The organism is Paenibacillus sp. FSL R7-0273 (genome assembly GCF_000758625.1).
Classification (GTDB): domain Bacteria; phylum Bacillota; class Bacilli; order Paenibacillales; family Paenibacillaceae; genus Paenibacillus_AQ.
The window spans coordinates 3,657,721-3,678,369 of sequence record NZ_CP009283.1; the positions used below are offsets into that span (position 1 = coordinate 3,657,721).

14 protein-coding genes are annotated in these 20,649 nt (G+C 51.3%); all 14 read left to right on the forward strand.

Annotated elements, in window-relative coordinates; all coding sequences use genetic code 11:
- The first annotated feature begins 16 nt into the window (after positions 1–16).
- The 14 genes from gndA (at position 17) to R70723_RS15810 (ending at position 20,537) form a co-directional block, all read left to right on the forward strand.
- The gene (gene gndA, locus R70723_RS15745; RefSeq protein ID WP_039873302.1) at positions 17–1,435 is read left to right on the forward strand and encodes an NADP-dependent phosphogluconate dehydrogenase; all 1,419 of its coding nucleotides are present in this window, start codon (positions 17–19) and stop codon (positions 1,433–1,435) included.
- 119 nt (positions 1,436–1,554) lie between these two features.
- Positions 1,555–2,556 carry an ROK family transcriptional regulator gene (locus R70723_RS15750; protein ID WP_039873303.1) on the forward strand — a complete coding sequence of 334 codons (1,002 nt, stop codon included), beginning with the start codon at positions 1,555–1,557 and terminating at the stop codon, positions 2,554–2,556.
- Between the two features lie 85 nt (positions 2,557–2,641).
- Positions 2,642–3,022 carry a VOC family protein gene (locus tag R70723_RS15755; protein WP_039873305.1) on the forward strand — a complete coding sequence of 127 codons (381 nt, stop codon included), beginning with the start codon at positions 2,642–2,644 and terminating at the stop codon, positions 3,020–3,022.
- Positions 3,023–3,072: 50 nt separating this feature from the next.
- Positions 3,073–4,290, forward strand: coding sequence for an MFS transporter (locus tag R70723_RS15760; protein ID WP_039873306.1), 1,218 nt, complete (start codon positions 3,073–3,075; stop codon positions 4,288–4,290).
- A 23-nt stretch (positions 4,291–4,313) separates the two neighbouring features.
- Positions 4,314–4,925 (forward strand): sugar O-acetyltransferase, encoded by a 612-nt coding sequence (locus R70723_RS15765; protein WP_039873309.1) that lies wholly within the window; start codon positions 4,314–4,316, stop codon positions 4,923–4,925.
- 152 nt (positions 4,926–5,077) lie between these two features.
- The gene (locus R70723_RS15770; RefSeq protein ID WP_039873310.1) at positions 5,078–5,530 is read left to right on the forward strand and encodes a MarR family winged helix-turn-helix transcriptional regulator; all 453 of its coding nucleotides are present in this window, start codon (positions 5,078–5,080) and stop codon (positions 5,528–5,530) included.
- A gap of 25 nt (positions 5,531–5,555) precedes the next feature.
- Complete coding sequence (locus R70723_RS15775) at positions 5,556–6,071, forward strand: spermidine/spermine N(1)-acetyltransferase (RefSeq protein WP_039873311.1); 516 nt, start codon at positions 5,556–5,558, stop codon at positions 6,069–6,071.
- Between the two features lie 130 nt (positions 6,072–6,201).
- Positions 6,202–7,254, forward strand: coding sequence for a LacI family DNA-binding transcriptional regulator (locus R70723_RS15780; RefSeq protein ID WP_039873315.1), 1,053 nt, complete (start codon positions 6,202–6,204; stop codon positions 7,252–7,254).
- 171 nt (positions 7,255–7,425) lie between these two features.
- Positions 7,426–9,846, forward strand: a complete 2,421-nt coding sequence (locus R70723_RS15785) for a hypothetical protein (protein WP_052421329.1) — start codon at positions 7,426–7,428, stop codon at positions 9,844–9,846.
- A 133-nt stretch (positions 9,847–9,979) separates the two neighbouring features.
- Positions 9,980–11,401 carry an extracellular solute-binding protein gene (locus R70723_RS15790; RefSeq protein ID WP_039873318.1) on the forward strand — a complete coding sequence of 474 codons (1,422 nt, stop codon included), beginning with the start codon at positions 9,980–9,982 and terminating at the stop codon, positions 11,399–11,401.
- Between the two features lie 39 nt (positions 11,402–11,440).
- Positions 11,441–12,421: a carbohydrate ABC transporter permease gene (locus tag R70723_RS15795; RefSeq protein ID WP_052421330.1), complete on the forward strand. Its 981-nt coding sequence runs from the start codon at positions 11,441–11,443 to the stop codon at positions 12,419–12,421.
- On the forward strand, positions 12,418–13,296 hold the full coding sequence (locus R70723_RS15800; protein ID WP_047171139.1) for a carbohydrate ABC transporter permease: 879 nt from the start codon (positions 12,418–12,420) through the stop codon (positions 13,294–13,296). The genes R70723_RS15795 and R70723_RS15800 overlap by 4 nt, the downstream gene beginning before the upstream one ends.
- Before the next feature lie 18 nt (positions 13,297–13,314).
- A complete protein-coding gene (locus R70723_RS34260) occupies positions 13,315–19,644 on the forward strand; it encodes an S-layer homology domain-containing protein (protein WP_039873320.1) in 6,330 nt (2,109 codons plus the stop codon).
- A 191-nt stretch (positions 19,645–19,835) separates the two neighbouring features.
- Positions 19,836–20,537, forward strand: a complete 702-nt coding sequence (locus tag R70723_RS15810) for an SDR family NAD(P)-dependent oxidoreductase (protein WP_039873322.1) — start codon at positions 19,836–19,838, stop codon at positions 20,535–20,537.
- The last annotated feature ends 112 nt before the right edge of the window (positions 20,538–20,649 follow it).

Sequence of the window (20,649 nt, forward strand, 5' to 3'; positions counted from 1 at the left end):
GGGAGGTCTATTAAAGATGGGTAAACAGCAGATCGGAGTAGTCGGTTTAGCCGTTATGGGCAAGAACCTGGCAATGAATATGGAAAGCAAGGGCTTTTCGGTAGCCGTATATAACCGTTCGAGTGAGAAAACAGATGAGCTGCTGGCTGAAGCAGCAGGCAAAAACTTCGTCGGTGCCTACAGCATTGAGGAGTTCGTGCAATCGCTGGAGCTGCCGCGAAAAATCATGATTATGGTCAAAGCCGGCAAGCCGACTGATGATACGATTCAGCAGCTGGTTCCGTTTCTGTCGCCGGGCGACATTCTGATTGACGGCGGGAATGCATTCTTCCCGGACACACAGCGCCGCAACAAGGAGCTGCAGGCTCAGGGCTTCCGCTTCATCGGTGCCGGTGTATCCGGCGGCGAAGAGGGTGCACTGAAAGGGCCGGCGATTATGCCGGGCGGCCAGCAGGATGCCTATGAGCTGGTTGAACCGATTCTGACAGCTATCTCCGCAAAAGTGGACGGCGACCCGTGCTCGACCTACATCGGACCGGACGGTGCCGGCCACTATGTCAAAATGGTCCACAACGGCATCGAGTATGGCGATATGCAGCTGATCGGCGAAGCTTACCAGCTGCTGAAGGATGTGCTGGGGCTTGATACTGCAGAGCTGCATGAGATCTTTGCCGAATGGAACCGCGGCGAGCTGAGCAGCTACCTGATCGAGATTACAGCTGACATTTTTGCTAAGGCAGATCCGGAAACCGGTAAGCCGATGGTTGATGTGATCCTTGATTCCGCCGGCCAGAAGGGCACAGGCAAATGGACCAGCCAGAACGCACTGGATCTCGGCGTGCCGCTGTCCATCATCACGGAGTCCGTCTTTGCACGCTTCCTGTCTGCAATGAAGGAAGAGCGTGTTGCAGCCAGCAAGCGTCTGCAGGGACCTGAAGTCAAGAGCTTTGACGGGGATGCCAAGGAATTTATTGAAGCAGTCCGCAAAGCGCTGTATGCCAGCAAAATCGCCTCCTACGCCCAGGGCTTTGCCCAGATGCGCGTAGCCTCGGACGAATACAACTGGAGCCTGAACTACGGCAGCATCGCTATGATCTTCCGCGGCGGCTGCATCATCCGTGCCGGCTTCCTGCAGAATATCAAGGATGCCTATGACCGTGATCCTGAGCTGAAGAACCTGTTCCTGGATGAATATTTCAGCAATGTTGTCCATAACTATCAGGACGCATGGAGAGACGTAGTAGCTCTTGCGGTAAAACGGGGTATTCCGGTTCCGGCCTTTGCGTCCGGACTGGCTTATTACGACAGCTACCGTTCCGAAAGACTCCCGGCCAACCTGCTGCAGGCACAGCGTGATTACTTCGGTGCACATACCTTTGAACGTGTTGACAAGCCGGGCAGCTTCCATTTCCAGTGGATGAGCCAGGGCGAATAATCTGATCGTTGTAAGAAGTCCGGGTCTCTCAACCCGGGCTTTTTCCTTTTGAAGGGATCGAGACTTTAGATATGCAACTATGCTATGATCGTGTTACCACAGGCAGGAGAGAGGTTATTATGAAGAACGCAAATGCCAATCTGATGAAGGAAATCAATTTGAATAATGTGCGCCAGGTGATGAAGCGTGCAGGGACTGCAACCAAGCCGCAGCTGGCCGCGCTGACGAAGCTTAGTGTGGTAACGGTTAACTCGCTCGTTAAGGAGCTGGTGGAATCAGACGAAATGATTGAGGATCAGACAATAGCATCCGGCGGAGGCCGGCCGGCCCTCACCTACCGGTTCAACTATGATCACAGCCAGGCGCTGGTTATTTATTTGAAGGAGAATCAGGGGCAGCGTGTCGCTTCTGCAGCAGTTATCAATCTGGAGAACCGGACTGTCAGTCAGCAGGAATATGTGCTGCCTGCCTTTGAACAGCAGTATTTTGCTGAGATCATCAGCAGCTTTCTTATTGCCTGCCCGCAGGTAAAAGTAATCGGCATGGGCATTCCAGGGCAGATCGTTAACGGCAGAATTGTCGTGGCCAGCCACCAGGAGCTGGAAGGGGCCGCTTTGATTGAAGAGCTGGAGCAACAGTTTCAGCTGCCGGTTATAGTGGAGAATGATGTTAACGCTGCAGTGTTCGGCTACCAGGCTACCCGGGGAGAAGCAGACGGGCAAAGTATAACGGGGATCTACTTCCCGAAGAAGTATCCGCCCGGGATGGGCATATATCTGAACGGTACTATCATCAGAGGCAAAAACGGCATGGCTGGGGAAATTAAATTCCTGCCTCACCGGATTGACTGGTATGCTGAAAGGAGAGAGGAAGTGCTGCTGGAGGCGGCCAGCCGGATTATCCAGAGTGTGAACGCCGTTCTTGCCCCGGATCAAATCGTGGTCTACCAGGAGATAACAGCTGCTGAACAATGGCTTGATTTCTGGAAAAGCTATCAGGCCCGGGAACCGATGCCTCATGATCCCGAAGTGATTCTGAGCAATACCTTTCAGGCCGATTACGAAGCCGGGATGCGCAGACTAACCTTGCAAAGGCTTGATCCGGAAGCGGTTCAATTCTAGTAATGTATTGACAAATACCGGATGGTAGCGCATATTAAATAAAGATACTTTATAAAGTAGTTGTAATAATGGAGGGAGCAGAGAAATGAGAATTGAGCATGTGGCCATGTATGTCCACAATCTGGAATCAGCGAAGCAGTTTTTTGTTACCTTTTTTCAGGCTATACCCGGGGAATTGTATCATAATCCAGTCACCGGCTTACGGACCTACTTTTTAACCTTCGAGGGCGGTGCACGCCTTGAAATTATGAACAGGCCTGATATGGAGCAGGCAAAGGGGCTGAAGCGCACAGGGCTCATCCATCTGGCGTTCAGCGTTGGGAGCACAGCCAGGGTTGACGCTTTAACAGAGGAGCTGAAGGAAGCCGGCTATACCGTTCTGAGCGGTCCCCGTACGACAGGAGATGGCTATTATGAGAGCTGCGTTCTCGGATTTGAGGATAATCAGATCGAAATTACGGTATAACAGGCAGCAGCTGCCTTTATTCTAAATTTATAAGTTAAAAGAGGGATGGTATGGCAACCTGGTTTCTTGTCATTATTTATCTGGCCTTTATCAGCCTGGGTCTTCCTGATTCTCTGCTTGGCTCAGCGTGGCCGGTCATGCAGCCTGAATTGAATGCATCATTAGATTCTGCGGGGCTTATCGCCATGATTATCGCCGCCGGCACCATAGTATCCAGTCTGGCCAGCGGGAAGATGATTGAATGGCTGGGCACCGGTAAAGTCACATTAATCAGCTGCTTTATGACGGCAGCGGCGCTGCTCGGCTTCTCAGCGGCACCTTCACTAATGTGGCTGCTGCTGCTGGCTATTCCTTTGGGGCTCGGGGCAGGCTCGGTTGATGCGGCGCTCAACAACTATGTAGCAGCCCACTATAAGGCGCATCACATGAACTGGCTGCACTGCTTCTGGGGTGTAGGGGCAACAATGGGGCCTATTATTATGTCCTTCTATATGGCGGATCAGGGCTCCTGGCGCGGCGGTTATGCAGCGGTTGCGGTAATCCAGTTTGCGCTGGTTGTTATTTTACTCGTAACACTGCCGCTATGGTCCAAGATAGCAGCTGTCCATGAGCAGAACAAGGCGGGCGATGATACGGAAGCGGAGCCTTACGGTGCTGATCCGGGTGCCGGTGGTGCATCCGCCAAGACCAATGTGTTTGGATTTAAAGGGGTAAAAACGACCCTGATCGCTTTTCTGTTCTATTGCGGGGTGGAGATGACCGTCGGGTTATGGGGAGCCAGCTTCCTGGTAGGAGCTCATGAGCTGGATGCACAGACTGCTGCGGCATGGATCTCCATGTATTATGGAGGGATTACTGTCGGGCGGCTGATTTCCGGCTTCATTACCCTGAAGGTGAGCAACAAGCTGCTGATCCGTTCAGGACAGCTTGTTGCCCTGGCGGGAGGAGTGATTTTGCTGCTGCCGCTGCCGGATGCCTTTCTGCTGGTCGGCCTGATTCTGATCGGTCTCGGGCTGGCTCCGATTTACCCGGGGCTGCTGCATGAGACACCCGCACGCTTTGGCAAGGAAAATTCTACACGGCTGATGGGCTATCAGATGGCTGTAGCCTATACAGGAACGACGCTGCTGCCGCCGTTATTCGGCTTTATTGCCGCTAAGACTACCGTAGCCATTTTCCCGTTTACGGTTCTGCTGTTCCTGGGCCTGATGTTTATGAGTGCCGAAAATGTTAACCGGGTAATCCGTGCCAAGCGGACCGGAATTTAATATGGAGAGGAAGCTGAGAAGCTATGAATCAAAAGGAACGTATGCTGGCCGGACTGCCGTATAAAGCATGGCTGGATGGTCTGACGGAAGAACGGACCCGGAACAAACTGAAGGTCCAGAAATTTAATCAACTCCGGCCGGATGAACAGGTGGAGCAGGAGGAGCTTATCCGCAGCATTCTGGGAAAGGCAGGCAAAAGTGTACACATCGAGCCGCCGTTTTATTGCGATTATGGCCTGAATATTGAAGCGGGCGACCATTTCTATGCCAATTTCAACTGTACCATTCTGGATGTCGGTAGGGTTAAGATCGGCAACAATGTAATGTTTGCGCCTAATGTATCTCTCTATACAGCGGGCCACCCGATTCACCCGGATTCACGGAACTCCGGTTATGAGTATGGCATTGCCATCACAATTGGTGACAACGTCTGGATCGGCGGAAATGTGGTCGTGACTCCCGGTGTTACTATAGGCAGCAATGCAGTAATCGGGGCAGGCAGTGTGGTAACGAAGGATATTCCTGACAATGTAATTGCAGCAGGGAATCCTTGCCGGGTCATTCGTGAGATTACAGAGGATGACCGGAAATATTATTTCAAGGACAGAGAGTTTGATGTCGAGGATTACCGGTAAGTATAAGTCGAATTTTAAGGCTACACTGAAGTGCATCTGTATTGTTGGCGGCAGGCTGACGGGCGGATGCACTTTTTTGTATGCTCAATTGTTGTATTTACAACAAATAAAAGATATTATAAATAGTATTAAAAAGGATTGGAGCTACAGCCATGAAGGAGATTCTGCGTGAAATCGGGATGATTGCCAGAGCCCTGGATTCGATCAGCAATATAGAATTTAAAGAATTTGATCTGACGAAGGGGCAATACCTTTACCTTGTCCGTATCTGTGAGCATCCGGGTATCATCCAGGAGAAGGTAGCAGAAATTCTCAAGGTTGACCGTACAACGGCAGCCCGGGCAATTCAGAAGCTGGAGCGGAACGGACTGGTCGAAAAGAGGGATGATCCGCATAACAGGAAGATCAACCTGCTGTTTCCCACTGCCAAGGGTGAACAGGTTTTTCCTTTTATTCTTAGGGAACACTCGCATTCGGACAACGTTGCTTTGGCGGGATTATCCGAGACGGAGACAGATGTCTTGTTTCAGCTTTTACAGCGGGTCAGAAAAAATGTGGAGATGGACTGGGAATCCGTAAAGAAGGGCAATAAACGCGAATATTGATTGTATAAAAGGAGCTAGCAACGAAATGGAAATAACGATAAGACAATGCAGCCTGGCAGATTTAAAGGAACTTCAAGCCCTTAGTATCGAAACCTTTAACGACACTTTTAAAGATCAGAATTCCCCTGAAGTTATGCAGGACTATCTGGAAAAGGCCTTTAGTGACGGAAAACTGGAGGAGGAGCTGACCCGCACGGGTTCGGAATTCTTTTTTGTCCTGGTAAACGGCGAGGCGGCTGGTTATCTGAAGCTGAATATAAACGAGGCCCAGTCCGAAGAAACAGGAGCTGACACACTCGAAATTGAGCGGATCTATATCAGCAGCAGGTATCATGGAAAAGGGCTGGGCAAGCACTTGATAAACCATGCACTGGTTAATGCAGCTCAGCATAATAAATTCCGGGTCTGGCTCGGCGTTTGGGAGAATAACGGGCCGGCGATCGGCTTTTATGAGAAAATGGGGTTTGTCCGGACCGGAACGCATATCTTCCAGATGGGCGATGAAGCACAGACAGATCTGATTATGGAAAAAATGCTGTAAAAGCCGGAATTACTGTAATGAAAAGGCTTGCGGAAACGCAAATGTTATGGTAAGTTTTAGGAGTCATATGAAATCTAAACGTTTAAATTGCTAATGGACGATGGTTCGGATGCTTAGACAGGAGAAGCCTATGAGGAAAACCAGCATCAAAGACATTGCACTCAAGGCCAATGTTTCCATTGCTACTGTCTCCTATGTGCTCAACGGAACCCGGAATGTGCGTCCTGAGACTCACCGGAGGGTAACGGAGGCCATAGAAGAACTGAATTATAAGCCCAATGATATTGCCAAGAGCCTGAAACGCAACCGGACGAATACAATCGGGGTCATTGCCGAGGATATCACGGTGTTCAATGCCCCGGAGATTATCGACGGTATCAATGATTACGGAGACCGGCACGATCTGCAAATTCTGCTCGTCAATCTCCGGCTGGATAAACGGATTGGCCGTAATTTCGGCGATACGGAGGTTTACCGCAAGTATGCCGAGAATGCCGTCTCCGAGCTGCTCCGCAAACAAGTGGACGGAATCATTTACATCGGGGTACACACCCGCGATTTGACCGGACTGATTGATGTTGAAGGCAAGCCCATTGTGTATACCTACGGCTATACGCAAGACAACTTATCCATCCAGTTTAATGATGAACAGGCTTCCTATGAAGCGATGGCTTATCTGGTCAGCAAGGGACACAGACGCATCGCGATAATCAGCGGTCTCATGGACTCTATTCCGTCCAGACACCGGCTGAAGGGATATTACCGGGCTGTCACTGAATTTGAACTGCCGTTTGATCCCATGCTAATCAAAATGGGGGACTGGGAGCGCGAATCAGGCTACCGGCTGACCGGTGAGCTGCTTGAGCTGCCTGAGCCGCCGACGGCGATCCTGTCGATGAATGATGTTATGGTCGTCGGTGTACTGCAGATGGCGGGCGAACGCGGCGTCAGTATACCCGGAGAGCTCTCGGTCATCGGCTTCGACAACCGCGAATTCAGCGATTATCTCCAGCCGAGTATTACTACGATGGGACTGCCGCTGCATGAGATGGGCTTTCAGGCAATGGAATCGCTGTACCAGATGATCAAGGGAGATCCGGTTCAGCAGCTGAAGATGCCTGAATGCCAGCTGATTGAGCGCGGCTCCGTGAAAGACCTGCACAGTGATGTGAAACACAGCTAGAAACGGCAGCGCCGTCCTGAAGAGGACGGTATCCGGTTCTGCGCGAAGGATGAGTGATATGCGAATTCCGCAATTTCTTATCTTTTGAATACAGATGTGGTTTCACATCATTTCTTTTGCTACTCAATTTAAACGTTTAAATTGGTATCAGGATATGAAAGAGGTGATGGCGTGACTGCTGTACTGGGCAATGAAAAATATAAAATATCTCTAAACAGACGGGGAGCAGTGGAGTCTCTTGTCCTGCAGGATGACCCGTATGGTATGAACTGGGTCATTAACCCGCAGTATCTGCAGCAGGCGGGATACGAGGAGGACGAAGATAAGCTGTTCGGTGAGTGGGAGCTGAAGCTGGGCGGGAAGACGCTGCACAGCAGCAGCTATACCCCAAGCGTAAGTCAAGAAGGTTCCGGGCAGGCTGTTGTAGAATGTAATACTGGAAGCATTAAGCTTAGCATGGTATATACTCTGGAAGATGAACAGCTGCACTGGGCGGTCCAGCTAAGGAATACCTCCGCCGCGACAACGCAAATTGAAGGGCTCCATCTCTGGTTCTCATTGGCTTATGTCATGTTCCGGGATGATAATGTTCTGCGTAACATGCGTGAATCGTGCGCAGTCTATCCGCATTTGGGCGGAGATTTCGCCAAGTTCGCCGCAGTTAGGCGCAGCAATGAAGGTCCGCATCTGGGAATCTACGGTATGGACGGAAGAACTGTGGCAGCTGGTTCTTACTGCCGTTATAGTAACCGCTTTCTTGAGCAGGTTTCACCGTCTCTTGACGGATTGCTCTACCACCGGCTGTCCCTTGTTGAAGACGGGACATCCATGAGTGGTTCAGCGGCAGCAGACTGGATCTACGGTGATGAATACAAGCAGCTATGTCTCGCTCCGGGAGAGCTGAAGGAATGGAAGTATACCTTCCAGCCGTTTAATGACATGGAGGATTTCTACCGCCAGGGTGAAGGACTTGGACATCCGCACTGGAGCTACACGCCCGTGCTGCCTGCCGGAGGAGCGTTTCAGGCGTCACTACATATACCGGATGGCCTTGCTGCTAAGGAGCTCCGCCTTTACAGTGCGCCCGGGCATTCAGAAGATATTTTGCTGGAAGATGTCTCAGCAGAGCTGCAGCTGATAGCCGCCGATAGTAATGGAACCCGTTATAAGGTAGCCTTCAGACGCTATGTTCCGGGTGAGCATAAGCTGGAGCTGGTGCTTGAAGACGGCCGCAGCGATATTCTGGTATGGAACGTACTGGAGCCGGTAAGCAAGCTGCTGGGGAAACGGGCGGAGTGGCTGTGCGTGAACAGCTATGCAGGCGCAGACGCGGCAGAACGTCCCCACGCCTTCCGGCCGCTGTCCAATCAGGGCGAATCCCTGGGAAAGCTTGCCTTTCTGCTGATGAATAACATGATGACGGACCCGGTGCCCGGACAAGTAGCCATTGCTGAAAAAGCTGCCGCTCTGGACATGCGCTTCCATTGGTTCGAGGAGGGTGATTTCTCTCGGCCGCGGGCGTTGTATGGAGACTTTTACAGGATCTATGACTTTGACTATATCGCACATGTATTCTATTTGCTGTCCCAGATGGACGATGAGCTACTAGAGCTGCATTCAGCTCAGACCTATCTGCAGTGGGCGGCTGAGGTGATGTGCATGCGGCTCGATCCGGAAGCTCATCCCGGCAGCCGTGAGAAGGATGAATCCCGGTTAAACGGTGTGTTTATCCTCTATATTGAGGAACTGATCTCCGCTCTGCAGGCAGCTGGCCTGACAGCCTGGCATTCCCGGCTGCAGCGTCTGTGGGAGTCCTTCGGCCGTACCATGAACATAGGCGTACGGCATTACAGCGGGGCGGTTACAGAGCATTTTTATGATAATGCAGGTTTTGGCCCGACCTGCCAGGCTTTATGCCGGCTGGGGAATACGGCGGAAGCTGCGCGCTACGGCCAGCTGATTCTTGCCAATATCGGCTTCAGCAACGATTACCGGCTGCAGAATCCCGACCGCTGGTGGGAAGCCCTGTCTCCTATGATTCATTCCTTGTGGGGCGGGCTGGTAGCTTCATCTGCGCTGGTGACTTATGAGCATTTGGGAGATCCAGCCTACCTTGAGGCAGCTTACCGCGCTACAATGGCTGTGTTCAACTGCTACGACTGGAACGTGCGGTCAACTCCGCGCCGCCTGGCACCCGGCGAAGCCGCCTCAACCTATAGCGTTGCTGCTCCGAACCTGAATATGCCGGAGCTGTCGCGGAACCGTTTCGGACAGTCGGTGTTTGTAGGTGCCAGTGATCCGCTGTTTGCTGCCCTGTTCGCAGATGTGTCAGGCGATGACTGGGATATGGGAGAAGAGCTGGCAGCCTATCTGCTTGGCTTTGGAACCACGGCATACCTGTACCGGGACAGCAGCGGCCGGCTGAAATGCATCAATGGGTTCATTACCGGGGAGCAGGAAGATCTTATGATTACCAGCTATGCGGCCTATCCTTCCAGATACATGATGCTGGAGGATAACCTGGAATTCCGTGCGCCTGAAGGCACGCTGCAGCCGAGTATCCGGCTTATACAGGGGCAATTCACTGTTTAGCAGAAGAGTTTGGCTTGCCTAACTGCAGCAGCGCACGCTTATGACGCTCTGCTGCATAAATCCAGTTTTTAAGTTAAACGATTAAACTCGTTTATCTTAAATTATATAGCTCTATCCAAAGGAGGAATAGAAGATGAAGGTTGGCAAGCGTACGCTGATGCTGTCCATGGCAGTGACAATGGCACTTACAGCGCTGACAGGCTGCACAGGCAATTCGGACAACCAGCAGGGCGGTACAAACAAGGCGGCGGAGGGCACCAAAGCACCGGCAAACACCGGAGATAACAACGAGACCGCCGCAAAGGACATCACACTGGAGCTGCTGTATTGGGGGGATGATGTACAGAAAAAGCTGGTTGAAGCGGCGACAGAGAAATATACAGCCGATACCGGAATCAAGATTAACGCGCAGGTGCTGCCGGCGGACGGTACCTTTGACACCTTTATCCAGACCCGGCTGCAATCCGGCGAGCTGCCTGACATCAGCTACATGGGGGAAGGGGATATCCAGAAATATAATGAAATGGGCATTCTGGCCGATATTTCAGATCTTTTGACGGACGGAAGCATTCCTGAGAAGCTGTCTGCCATAACCATTCATTCTCCTGAGCAAAAGGTAATCGGTGTGGGCCTGTCTAATCAGCTGGAGCTGCTTTTTTACAGCAAGTCCAAGTTTGATGAAGCAGGAGTTGCCTATCCGCCAACAAAGGTGGAGGAGGCGTGGGATTGGGATACTTTTGTAGCGAATGCCAAAAAGCTGACCAAGGATTCCAAAGGCAAAACAGCTGCTGAGGAAGGGTTTAATGCAGACCTGACCGAGAATTACGGGCTGGGCTTCACCGCCGGGCGAGAATTTCATCATTTCTGGGCGGCAAATGCGAACGGCGGCGGTATCGTATCCCCGGACGGGAAGGAATTTCAGTGGGATTCCGCGGAAAGTGCAGAAGGCATTCAGAAGCTGGCTGACCTCGTCAATAAGGATAAGGTAGCCTCCCCGTTCACTTACACCTGGAGTACAGGAATTGGTTCGGCGGTTGATGCACTCAGCGGCGGATATGCTATGGCAGTCAGCGGCTCCTGGGACCTGGCCAATATCAAGGGGAACGAAGACATCGGTGTCGGCGTACTGCCGAAAATGAAGAAAGCGGTAACAATGAATGCCGGCGCTCCGCTTGTCGTATACAACACCTCCAAGAACATAGAAGAAGCCAAAAAGTTCTACGCTTATATGGTTAATCCGGAGAACAGCCTGGAGCTGCTGCAAAGCGGGGCATGGCTGCCGAATCAGGCAGACTGGTATACCGATGCTGCACTGGTTGATAAATGGAGCTCTGAGCTTCCGGTAAGCGCCAAAGAAACTATTCTCAGCTACAGCACCACCAAGGATTCTATCGTACAATGGCCTGCTTATTACGTTCCTGCCTATCTCAAGATGAACACGGAATACGAGAAGTCAATCGACCAGGCCCTGTCCGGCAGCAAAAGCGTAAAGGAAATCTACGATTCCATCATGCCTGTCATCAAGTCTCTGTGGGAAAGCGGCAAAGTCTCCTAGCACTTATTATTCTCTTTATTTGAAAAGAGGGCTGTACAGATGAACCCAGAAAGCAAAACCAGTCCGGCACCCGTCCCTGTCCCGAAGCAGGCCAAAGGTGCCGTCAAGGAAGCCGTTGCCGGTTATTTGTTCGCTGCGCCTGCCATCATCGGTTTCCTCGTATTGACCTTGTACCCGATGCTGGCCAGCTTCATTTACAGTTTTCATAAAATAACGATTATGAGCGGTAGTCAGATCATGGAATGGATCGGACTGGATAACTACATCTATATCTTCAGCAACCCCAGCTCCGAGTTTAAAAAATCCATAACGGTAACCCTCGTTTACGCTTTTGTGAATGTGGTGCTCGTTATTGTATTTTGCCTGATCGTTGCGCTGCTGCTGAACCGCAGGTTCATTGGCAGGAATATGCTGCGGGCGGTTTTCTTTCTGCCATCCGTGGTGCCGATGCTGGCGACAACCATTGTCTGGCAGATGCTGCTGCAAAATCAGGCCAAAGGCGGACTTGTCAACTGGATTCTGCTGCAGCTGGGTATAGCACCCATAGAGTTTCTTACAGACCCGGTACAGATTTTTAGTACCTTGTTCATTATGAGCCTGTGGACCTGCGGCGGGACCATCGTGGTCTTCATCGCCACCCTGCAGGATGTTCCCGGCGAGCTGCTGGAGGCAATCGAGATGGACGGGGGGAATGCCTGGCACAAGTTCCTGAAGGTTACTTATCCGACGATCAAGCCGGTGCTGTTCTTCCAGCTGATCATGTGCATGATGACCTCCATTCAGATCTATACCCAGAGTGTGGTGCTGTCCAGAAACGGAGCACCTGACCGGATGACCTATTTCATTAACGTCATGATCTATGACCATTCCTTTGTGCAGGTCGGCATGCGCGGGCTGGCTTCAGCCGAAGCCTGGATCGTCTTCCTGATTACGCTGGTGATTACCATTGTACTGTTCTACTTCCAGGGTGCATTGAAGCGTGACGATTCCATGGGCAAAAGGAGGAAGGTGAGACCATGACAACGGCTACAGCCTTGAAATATTCCAGCATCAAGCGGGCCAAAAGCAAGAGCAAAGCCATCCACCTGGCTTTAATAGCGCTCTCCTGCCTGCTTGGCATAGTCTTTGCATTTCCGCTCTATTGGCTGCTGCGCGGCGCTTTTGTCAGCCATACAGAGATTCTGGCCCGTCCGCCTGTGTTCTTCCCCAAGGAGCCCGGAATCGATAACTTCCGGCTGGGCCTTGAGCGGATTCAATTCCTGCGTCAGCTCTGGAACTCGGTATCCATTGTTGTCCCTTATGTCATCGGTACTGTGCTGACAACCAGCTTTGCCGGTTACGCCTTTGCCAAGCTGAGATTTCCGCTGCGCGGGATGTGGTTCGTGCTGGTCATCAGCAGCATGATGCTGCCAAGCGCCGTTACGCTGCTGCCGCAGTTTTCGCTCTACACCTCGCTTGGGCTGGCCGGCAAGCCCGCACTGATTATACCGGCCTTTTTCTGTGCCGGCGGTAATGCCTACTTTGTATTCCTGCTGCGGCAATTTTTCATGACAATTCCTGTGGAATTAAGTGAAGCAGCCAAAATCGACGGTGCCGGCCATTTCCGCATCTACTCCAGAATTATGCTCCCGCTGATCCGTCCGGCGATGATCGTGGTCGCACTGTTTAGCTTCATCAACTGCTGGAACGAGTTTTTCTACACGATGATTTATCTGAAGACGGAAGCAGATTATACGCTGCCTATGGGTCTTTACATTGTTAATGGTATGCGGATTCCCAACTACGAGCAGGTCATGGCCCTTGCATTGGTCGTTACCGCTCCCTGCCTGGTGTTTTTCCTGATCGGCAACAAATATTTTGTGGAAGGTATTACGTTGACAGGGATTAAAGGTTAGAGAGGAGACTAAGCAACTATGGCAAAGAAGAAGTGGTCACGCAAAATGTGGGTAGCAGCTTTATGTACAGCCGTTACCCTGAACGCGGGAATTGTCCCGGCATCGGCGAATTATACAACGGATTTTGTGCATGAAGGGGTAGGAACGGATTACGGTGAAGCCCAGTGGAAGCAAGGCAACCAGATCACCGCACAGCCGGTGGATTTCAGCCGGGAGACGATCGGGCAGATGATGCAGGCGATTGAGGATTTTGATTTTGCCAAGTTCGCTCAGGACAACAAGGATTTGCCGTGGCTGGATTCCTTACTGGTTAATACAGGTGTTATTCCGGACGATGGCGGTGACGACGGGGGAGCGAACACGCTTTACAGCCGCGGCAGTGCGCTCTATATGAAGACCCAGGATAATTCGAAGCTGGGATTTGTCGGTACAGTGCATTATGCGGATACGCTGAACAAAGACACCATGTACAGCATTTCACTCTCAACAGGCGGGTTATCCGAGGACAAAAGCAAGCGTAAAAATTATCCCAGCCACGGTGATCAGACCTACAGCAGCGGCGGACTGGAGATCAATCAGCGTAAATTCATATCCGCGTACAACAGCGCTGTAACCCTTCTGAAGCTGACCAATAAGGGCAGCCAGCCGGTTACGGTCAAAATGACGGTGAAATCCCCTTTTGTCAGCAAAGCGGAAGGCAATGAATTAATCGGTAACCGGGTTGCTGCCCCTTTAATGGTTGGACGAGCCGGCGAGCAGTATGTGGAAGCTATGTCTTATGTCGATGTGCATCTCAGCGGGGAGGGAATGAGTGCCGCCGGCAGCGAGCTGGTTAAAGAAATTACTGTTCCGGCAGGCGGCTCTGTGGATGAGAAGGTGGTAATGGGCTGGCTGGCCGAAGAGATTCCCGCCTCCACAACACAGTATGCCGCGTTTAGGGAAGCTAGTAATGACCAGGCTTTTGCCGATCAGGTCACGCAGTACAATGAGTGGTGGGCCCAGAACATCCCTTATATCGACATACCGGATGAAAATGTGAAAAAAGTGCTTTACTACCGCTGGTGGTGTAACCGCTTTAATCTGCTCGAGGCCAACATTCCGGGAAATGACTGGCAGTTTCCGATGAACATGGAAGGCGTGCTTGGCTATAACAACGGCATCACAGTCAGCGTGCCTTGGGCGATGCAGGATCTGAAGTGGCTGCGTGATCCGTCCTATGCTTATGGTACCTGGCTGGCACAGGGCGAATATTCCGAGAACGCCAACTATAAGAACAACCCCGGGCGGCCTAACATCTGGACCTGGGATATGATGCAGAACTCGTCGCAGGTCGGCTGGGAGGCTTATAAAATCTACGGCGGCGGCGATAAGGTGCTGAAGAAGTTTGCTGATTTTTCGGCGAATGATGTGACCGGCACACTGGCGCATTTTAAAGGCAATGATCCGAATCTTGTCTATTACAATCACGGCCCGATTACCGGCAATGACGGCGATACCGTCTCCATGCACTGGAAAGGCAGCGGCAATTATGCCCGTCTGGACGGATCGGCAACAGCCTATGCCAACGCAGTGGCTGCGCAGCAGATGTACGAGCAGCTCGGAGATACTGCAAAGGCTGCACAGATGAAGGAGATTGCCGGTAAAATCCAGCAGGCCGTGCTGACGGGGATGTGGTATGACGAAAGTGATTTTGACGGCGACGGTATTGCGGATACGAACGGAGAGGGCAGCTTTTTACACAAAAAAATGGAAGGCAGCAGCGATGTATTCAACCCGTGGCGTGACAATAATATGTTCGTCTTCAACTTCGGTGTAGTGCCAAAAGCAGGCGAAAGCGGCTATGATCCCAAATATCTGACCCAGCTCTATGATTATGCCGATCCTGATTACTATCCGATCTTCCCGTTCTTCACGGCCGACCAGAACAGCATCATGAAGCGTGTGGAAGCGTTCAAAAAAGGGGAGACCAGCGCCTTCGGCACAGACCAGTTCGCCTGGTGCAATTTCGGCAATTATATCAATACAATCCGCGCCTCCCTGCGCTATTATCCGGTTAATAATATTGACAGCAGCACTTATAAAACATTGTTTGACTGGGGCGCTTGGCTGCATACCGTCGAGCCGGGCAATACAGACCATCTGGATTCCAATGAATTCTTCTGGCTGGAGGATTATTTCTTCGGCACCCCTTGGACCCCGGAAACCCCTCCGAACCCGAGCGGCAAAATGGTGCGTGCCTGGATTCACCACGATACGCTGGGCATGATGAATTACACCGTGCTGGAGGACATGGCCGGGCTGCAGCCGCGAACCGATGATATTATCGAGCTGTGGCCGGTCAATGTGGATTATGATCACTTTGCAGTAGACAATGTGCGCTACCATGATGCCGACCTGACAATTGTCTGGCAGGACCCGGCCAAATACAGTGACAGCAAGCCTTACTACGAAGGTATTCCCGTTGGTTACTCCCTGTTCATTAACGGTGAGCGCGTGCTGACCACTAATGAGATGTCACATATCCTGTTTGATACAGCTACCGGCAAAGTAACCAAACCGGAAGGGGATGTTCCGGGTGCAGTCGGGGATAACACGAATACTAAAATTCTGTTTGAAAAAGGCAGTGCAGTCACACTGGCATCAGCTGATGAGACAACCCTCGCCGCTAATGCTAAAGCGGTAGACATGTTCAATAAAGCGGGCGTTGATGTCGTTCATAACGGCGATAACCTCGCGCTTGCAGCAGACACCAGGATTGAGGCAAGTTATATCAGAAGCGGTTCTGATGTGAAAAAGCTCGCTGACGGCTCGACCATTGCCTCCATCACGCATACCTCCAATACGGCGCTGTTCGGCAGCTCCCCGAATCCGTCAGACACCGTAACCTTTGATCTGGGTAGCAGTAAGACGGTAGACAATGTAAAGGTTTACTTCTACAATGACCGCCGTCCTAACGGCTATAGTGCGCCTCAAACGTTCGGTGTGGAGTACTTGGATAAGGATGGGACGACCTGGAGACCCGTAGAGGGACAGTTCCGGTATCCGGATTATGTTGCCGATAACTACAATAATGTTGAGTTTAAGGCGGTGGAAACAACAGCCCTCCGGCTAAGCTTCACTCATGCTTCCGGTTACTCAACCGGTATTAAAGAAATTCAGATTTACAACAATAATCTGACTGTAACGCCTGCGGCCAACCGTGCTCCGAAGGTTATTCTGGAGACACCGGTCAAGGTAGAGCAGGATGCGCCGCTGACCCTTGTACCAGTCATTCAGGATGACGGCATGCCAAGCGGCAAGCTCACTTATGAGTGGAAGCTGATCTCCGGTGAAGGCGCAGTTGAAGCACCGGTGCTGGATCAGGCCGTCCTGAAGGCGAAGTTTAAGGCAACCGGAGAGTTCAAATACGAGCTGACTGTCAGTGACGGGGAACTGGCGACTACAATCGAAGTGCCGGTCACGGTATTTGTGGCGACAGCAGATCTGTCAGCAATGATCTCGCAATTTGCGTCCAAAAATACACCGCTCGGCCCGCTTGTGCGCAATCAGGATGACTATACGCCTGAATCCTGGCAGCAGCTGCAAACGGTCCTGACTGATGCGAAAGCGCTGCTTGCTTCTGCAGAGTACAGCCTGCAGGAAATTCAGGACATGACAGGCCGGCTGCGGACAGCTATTAATAGTCTGCGCTATCGAAATGCCGCACTGCTGGCTGTGCCAAGCGCATCCTATACTTCCGCCTGGGAGTCGGTCTATGCCGTTAATGACGGTTTTATTCCGCGAAACTCCAATAACCTTAATGATAAGGCTGTTGAAACCCAGTACGGGAACTGGGGAGGGCCGGGTAACAGCCATTGGGTTCAGTACACCTGGCAGCGTCCGGTAACCCTGTCCGGCAGCTCGCTATACTTCTTCGATGACGGAGGCGGTGTAATGGTGCCGTCCGACTACCGCTTCGAATATTGGGACAGTACGGCTGGTGCGTTCAAGCCGGTGAGCGGTCTGAGCGGGAAGAAAATGGCCAAAAACGCATTTAATGAAGTAACCTTTGATGAAATCACAACCGACAGACTGCGGCTGACCATGGATAAGCAGGGCGGCTCGTTCACAGGGCTTAAGGAGTGGCGGGCGATTTCCGCAAAAGCAGGCGGAGAGGAGCCATTGCCCGCTGATCATGGAGCCATCACGGCGATTGAACCGGTCTCTGTCAGTACTACCGTCAATGTTATGCCGGTTCTGCCAGGCAAAGTGACTGTAACTTATGCAGACAACACCAAAGGGCAAGTGGATGTGGTCTGGGACGAAATCCCGGAGAACAAGCTGACAATTGCGACGGATTTTGTTATCTTTGGCAAGCTTGAAAGCAGTGATTTGCGGGCAAGCTGCCGGATCTATGTTAAATACGACAAGTCACGTCTCAAGACTGCAATCGATACAGCTGCCGATCCGGCGGTAAATGAAGAGAATTACGACGGGACTGCAGCGCAGTGGGAGGCGCTGGTAGCCGCCCTTACAGCGGCCCAAGCCGTATACGGTAATGATGCTTCGACCGAAGGGGATATTGACTCGGCATACAAAGCACTCAAAAATGCATATGAAGCGCTGACACCAGTGCCTGATCACGGCGCAGCTATAAGCGGCATTACGGTTCCAGGAGGCTCACTGGATCAGGTGGCCAAAGAAATTGTTGTGCCTGAAACGACGACGCTTGATCAGCTGAAAGAGGGATTAACCGTGCGGGCCGGAGTTACCTTTGCGGTCTATGAAAGCGACCTGAGTACCTTGGCAACGGATCTGAAAACCGGCTATAAGGTAAAAGTAACAGGTACAGATCGGGTTACAACGTCAATTTATACGCTGGCGCTGACAGCAGTTCAGGCTCCGGTCAACACCGTGCAGCTTGAAGAACAGCTTACTGCGGTAAAAGCATTGAAGCAGGAGCTGTATACCGAAGCCAGCTGGAGCTTGCTTGCTGTAGCTGTAAGTAATGCCGTAACACTGCTGGAGAGCGGGACTGCAGTCCAGGCGGAGATAGATGAGGCTTTGGGCAGGCTGAAGTCAGCTATTACCGAACTGCAGCTGCTGCCTGAGCCGACAGCTACGCCGACTCCAACACCAACACCATCTCCGACGCCAGCGCCAACAGCTACACCGGCAGTAGCTATCCCTGGTGGTACGAGCACTAACACCGCCAGTCCTAAACCGTCGCCGAGTGCGGCACCTGCGGTGGATAAGGGCACTATCCGGCTGCAGCCTTCCGCAGCGGCGGATGGCAAGGCTGCTGTTAAGGTGACTGCGGGCGAGATCGAAGCTGCCGTGAAGGAGCTTACAGATAGTACGCTGACTGTATTATTGAATTTAGGCGGGGCTGCTGCTAAGCAAGTGTCTATAGAGCTGCCAGTTAAGGCACTGGCAGAAGCTGCTGCGGTTACTAGAGTAAAGGTGGACACCGGTTCAGCTGTCGTAATCCTTCCGCAGAGCTTCTGGAAGGCATCCGCAGGCAGCAGTCTGACACTGCTGGTTCAAGCCGGAAACAGCTCAGACGCACATAACACGATCACACTAAGTATTGACGGCAAGGCTGTTCCGCCAGAAGTGATGCAGGACCAAGGTATCCGCCTGGCACTGCCATATTCGTTAAAAGCGGGGGATAAGGCACATCAAATAGTAGCCTTCAGCTTACAGGAAGATGGAACAACCAAAGCTATTGCCGGAGGCAAATACAATACAGCTTCGGGATTGCTGGAAATCAGCATGAAGCAGAATGGAACCTATACTGTACACAGCTCAAAAATTGCATTTAATGATTTGGTTAATGCAGGCTGGGCTGCCGAGGGCATTGAAGCTCTTGCAGCGAGAGGGGCTATCTCCGGAACGGAAGAAGGGACCTTTAAGCCTGGTGCCAATGTGACACGCGGGGAGTTTATTAAGATTCTGATGAATGCGTTTGATCTGCTGGATGAGACGGCAGTTTCTACATTCAGGGATGTTAGCAGGGATGCCTGGTACAATGAAGCTGTGACCAGCGCACAGAAGCTGGGAATCGTGAACGGCAAAGGAGACGGCAGCTTTGGGGCCAATGACCAGATCACCCGCCAGGAAATGGCTGTAATGATCTACCGGCTTGCGAATCTGTTGAAGGTTCCGTTAACTGCTGATGCAGGTGCTCTTTCAGCTTCGTTTACCGATACGAAGCATCTTCAGGCGGATGCTCTGCAGGCTGTGGAAGCCGTACGCAGTGCAGGCCTGATCAACGGCTTGCCGGACGGCCGCTTTGATCCGCAAGGTAAGGCTACACGCGCACAGGCGGCAGCTGTGATTTATCGGCTGCTGTGGCAAGCAGAGTAGCATCGATTTTTAACGAGAAGCAGCCTGTTGAGAATCCCTCAGCAGGCTGTTTTTTTGCAATCAACTAGAAAAGACTTGTCATAAAAACAATATTAACATAAACTGTTGATACATCAACGTTGATATATCAACAAAAGGTGGAGCGCGAAGCGCTGAAGCAAAAAAAGCCCGCAAATAAAGGAGAATCACTGATGACCAAAACAGCATTAGTAACTGGTGCGAACAAAGGGATCGGATATGAAATTGCAAAAAAATTGTTAGAGGAAGGGTATCGTGTGTTAGTAGGTGCGCGCGATCAGGAGCGGGGAGATAATGCAGTAGCTGCTCTTCGAGCCTTCGGTGATGCACATTTGCTGCTGTTAGACGTAGCTGATTTGAACAGTATTAATAATGCAGTGGGAGAAATTACGCGAAATTTTGCAGAATTATCGCTCCTGGTGAATAATGCCGGTATTCCAGGTGATATGCACAAAGTGGGTTGGGAATTTACGGTTGAAGAGCTTCAAAGTACTTATGAAGTTAATTTTATCGGTCCTTTTGCGCTCTCGAAAGGCTTGCTTCCGACCTTAATTGCGAATAAAGGTATTATAATAAATATTAGTATACCTATTGAGCCGTTACCATACTTTAATGCATTCTCTTATACAACCTCAAAGGCTCCACTAAATGTTATGACTAAATCATGGGGGATGAGTTTTGAGAAGGAGAATATACCGGTGGAAATTTTTGCAGTAATGCCCGGTGCGGTTTCAACGGATTTGAACGGACATATGACAGGGGATTTTGTCAAAACAACTGTTCAAGCAGCGGAATTAATTGTTGACTTTGTTTTGGATGGTGAGAACCACAATGGACAAGTGATAAATTATGACGGTACACTGTCAGTATATTGACGAAAAATGTATAGAAAGGCCCTCTTTCCACTTGGGGAGAGGGCCTTTAGGTTTAAGATGGGAGCGAGACGGTTAAAACGAAAAGTAAGCAAGTACTTGCAGTGTTACAGTG

What these genes read in the sequence shown, in the direction of transcription:
- R70723_RS15795 (WP_052421330.1), top strand. Translation starts at nt 11,441, where the DNA reads ATGAACCCAGAAAGCAAAACCAGTCCGGCACCCGTCCCTGTCCCGAAG.
- R70723_RS15775 (WP_039873311.1), top strand. Translation starts at nt 5,556, where the DNA reads ATGGAAATAACGATAAGACAATGCAGCCTGGCAGATTTAAAGGAACTT.
- gndA (WP_039873302.1), top strand. Translation starts at nt 17, where the DNA reads ATGGGTAAACAGCAGATCGGAGTAGTCGGTTTAGCCGTTATGGGCAAG.
- R70723_RS15765 (WP_039873309.1), top strand. Translation starts at nt 4,314, where the DNA reads ATGAATCAAAAGGAACGTATGCTGGCCGGACTGCCGTATAAAGCATGG.
- R70723_RS15790 (WP_039873318.1), top strand. Translation starts at nt 9,980, where the DNA reads ATGAAGGTTGGCAAGCGTACGCTGATGCTGTCCATGGCAGTGACAATG.
- R70723_RS34260 (WP_039873320.1), top strand. Translation starts at nt 13,315, where the DNA reads ATGGCAAAGAAGAAGTGGTCACGCAAAATGTGGGTAGCAGCTTTATGT.
- R70723_RS15755 (WP_039873305.1), top strand. Translation starts at nt 2,642, where the DNA reads ATGAGAATTGAGCATGTGGCCATGTATGTCCACAATCTGGAATCAGCG.
- R70723_RS15810 (WP_039873322.1), top strand. Translation starts at nt 19,836, where the DNA reads ATGACCAAAACAGCATTAGTAACTGGTGCGAACAAAGGGATCGGATAT.
- R70723_RS15770 (WP_039873310.1), top strand. Translation starts at nt 5,078, where the DNA reads ATGAAGGAGATTCTGCGTGAAATCGGGATGATTGCCAGAGCCCTGGAT.
- R70723_RS15800 (WP_047171139.1), top strand. Translation starts at nt 12,418, where the DNA reads ATGACAACGGCTACAGCCTTGAAATATTCCAGCATCAAGCGGGCCAAA.
- R70723_RS15750 (WP_039873303.1), top strand. Translation starts at nt 1,555, where the DNA reads ATGAAGAACGCAAATGCCAATCTGATGAAGGAAATCAATTTGAATAAT.
- R70723_RS15780 (WP_039873315.1), top strand. Translation starts at nt 6,202, where the DNA reads ATGAGGAAAACCAGCATCAAAGACATTGCACTCAAGGCCAATGTTTCC.
- R70723_RS15760 (WP_039873306.1), top strand. Translation starts at nt 3,073, where the DNA reads ATGGCAACCTGGTTTCTTGTCATTATTTATCTGGCCTTTATCAGCCTG.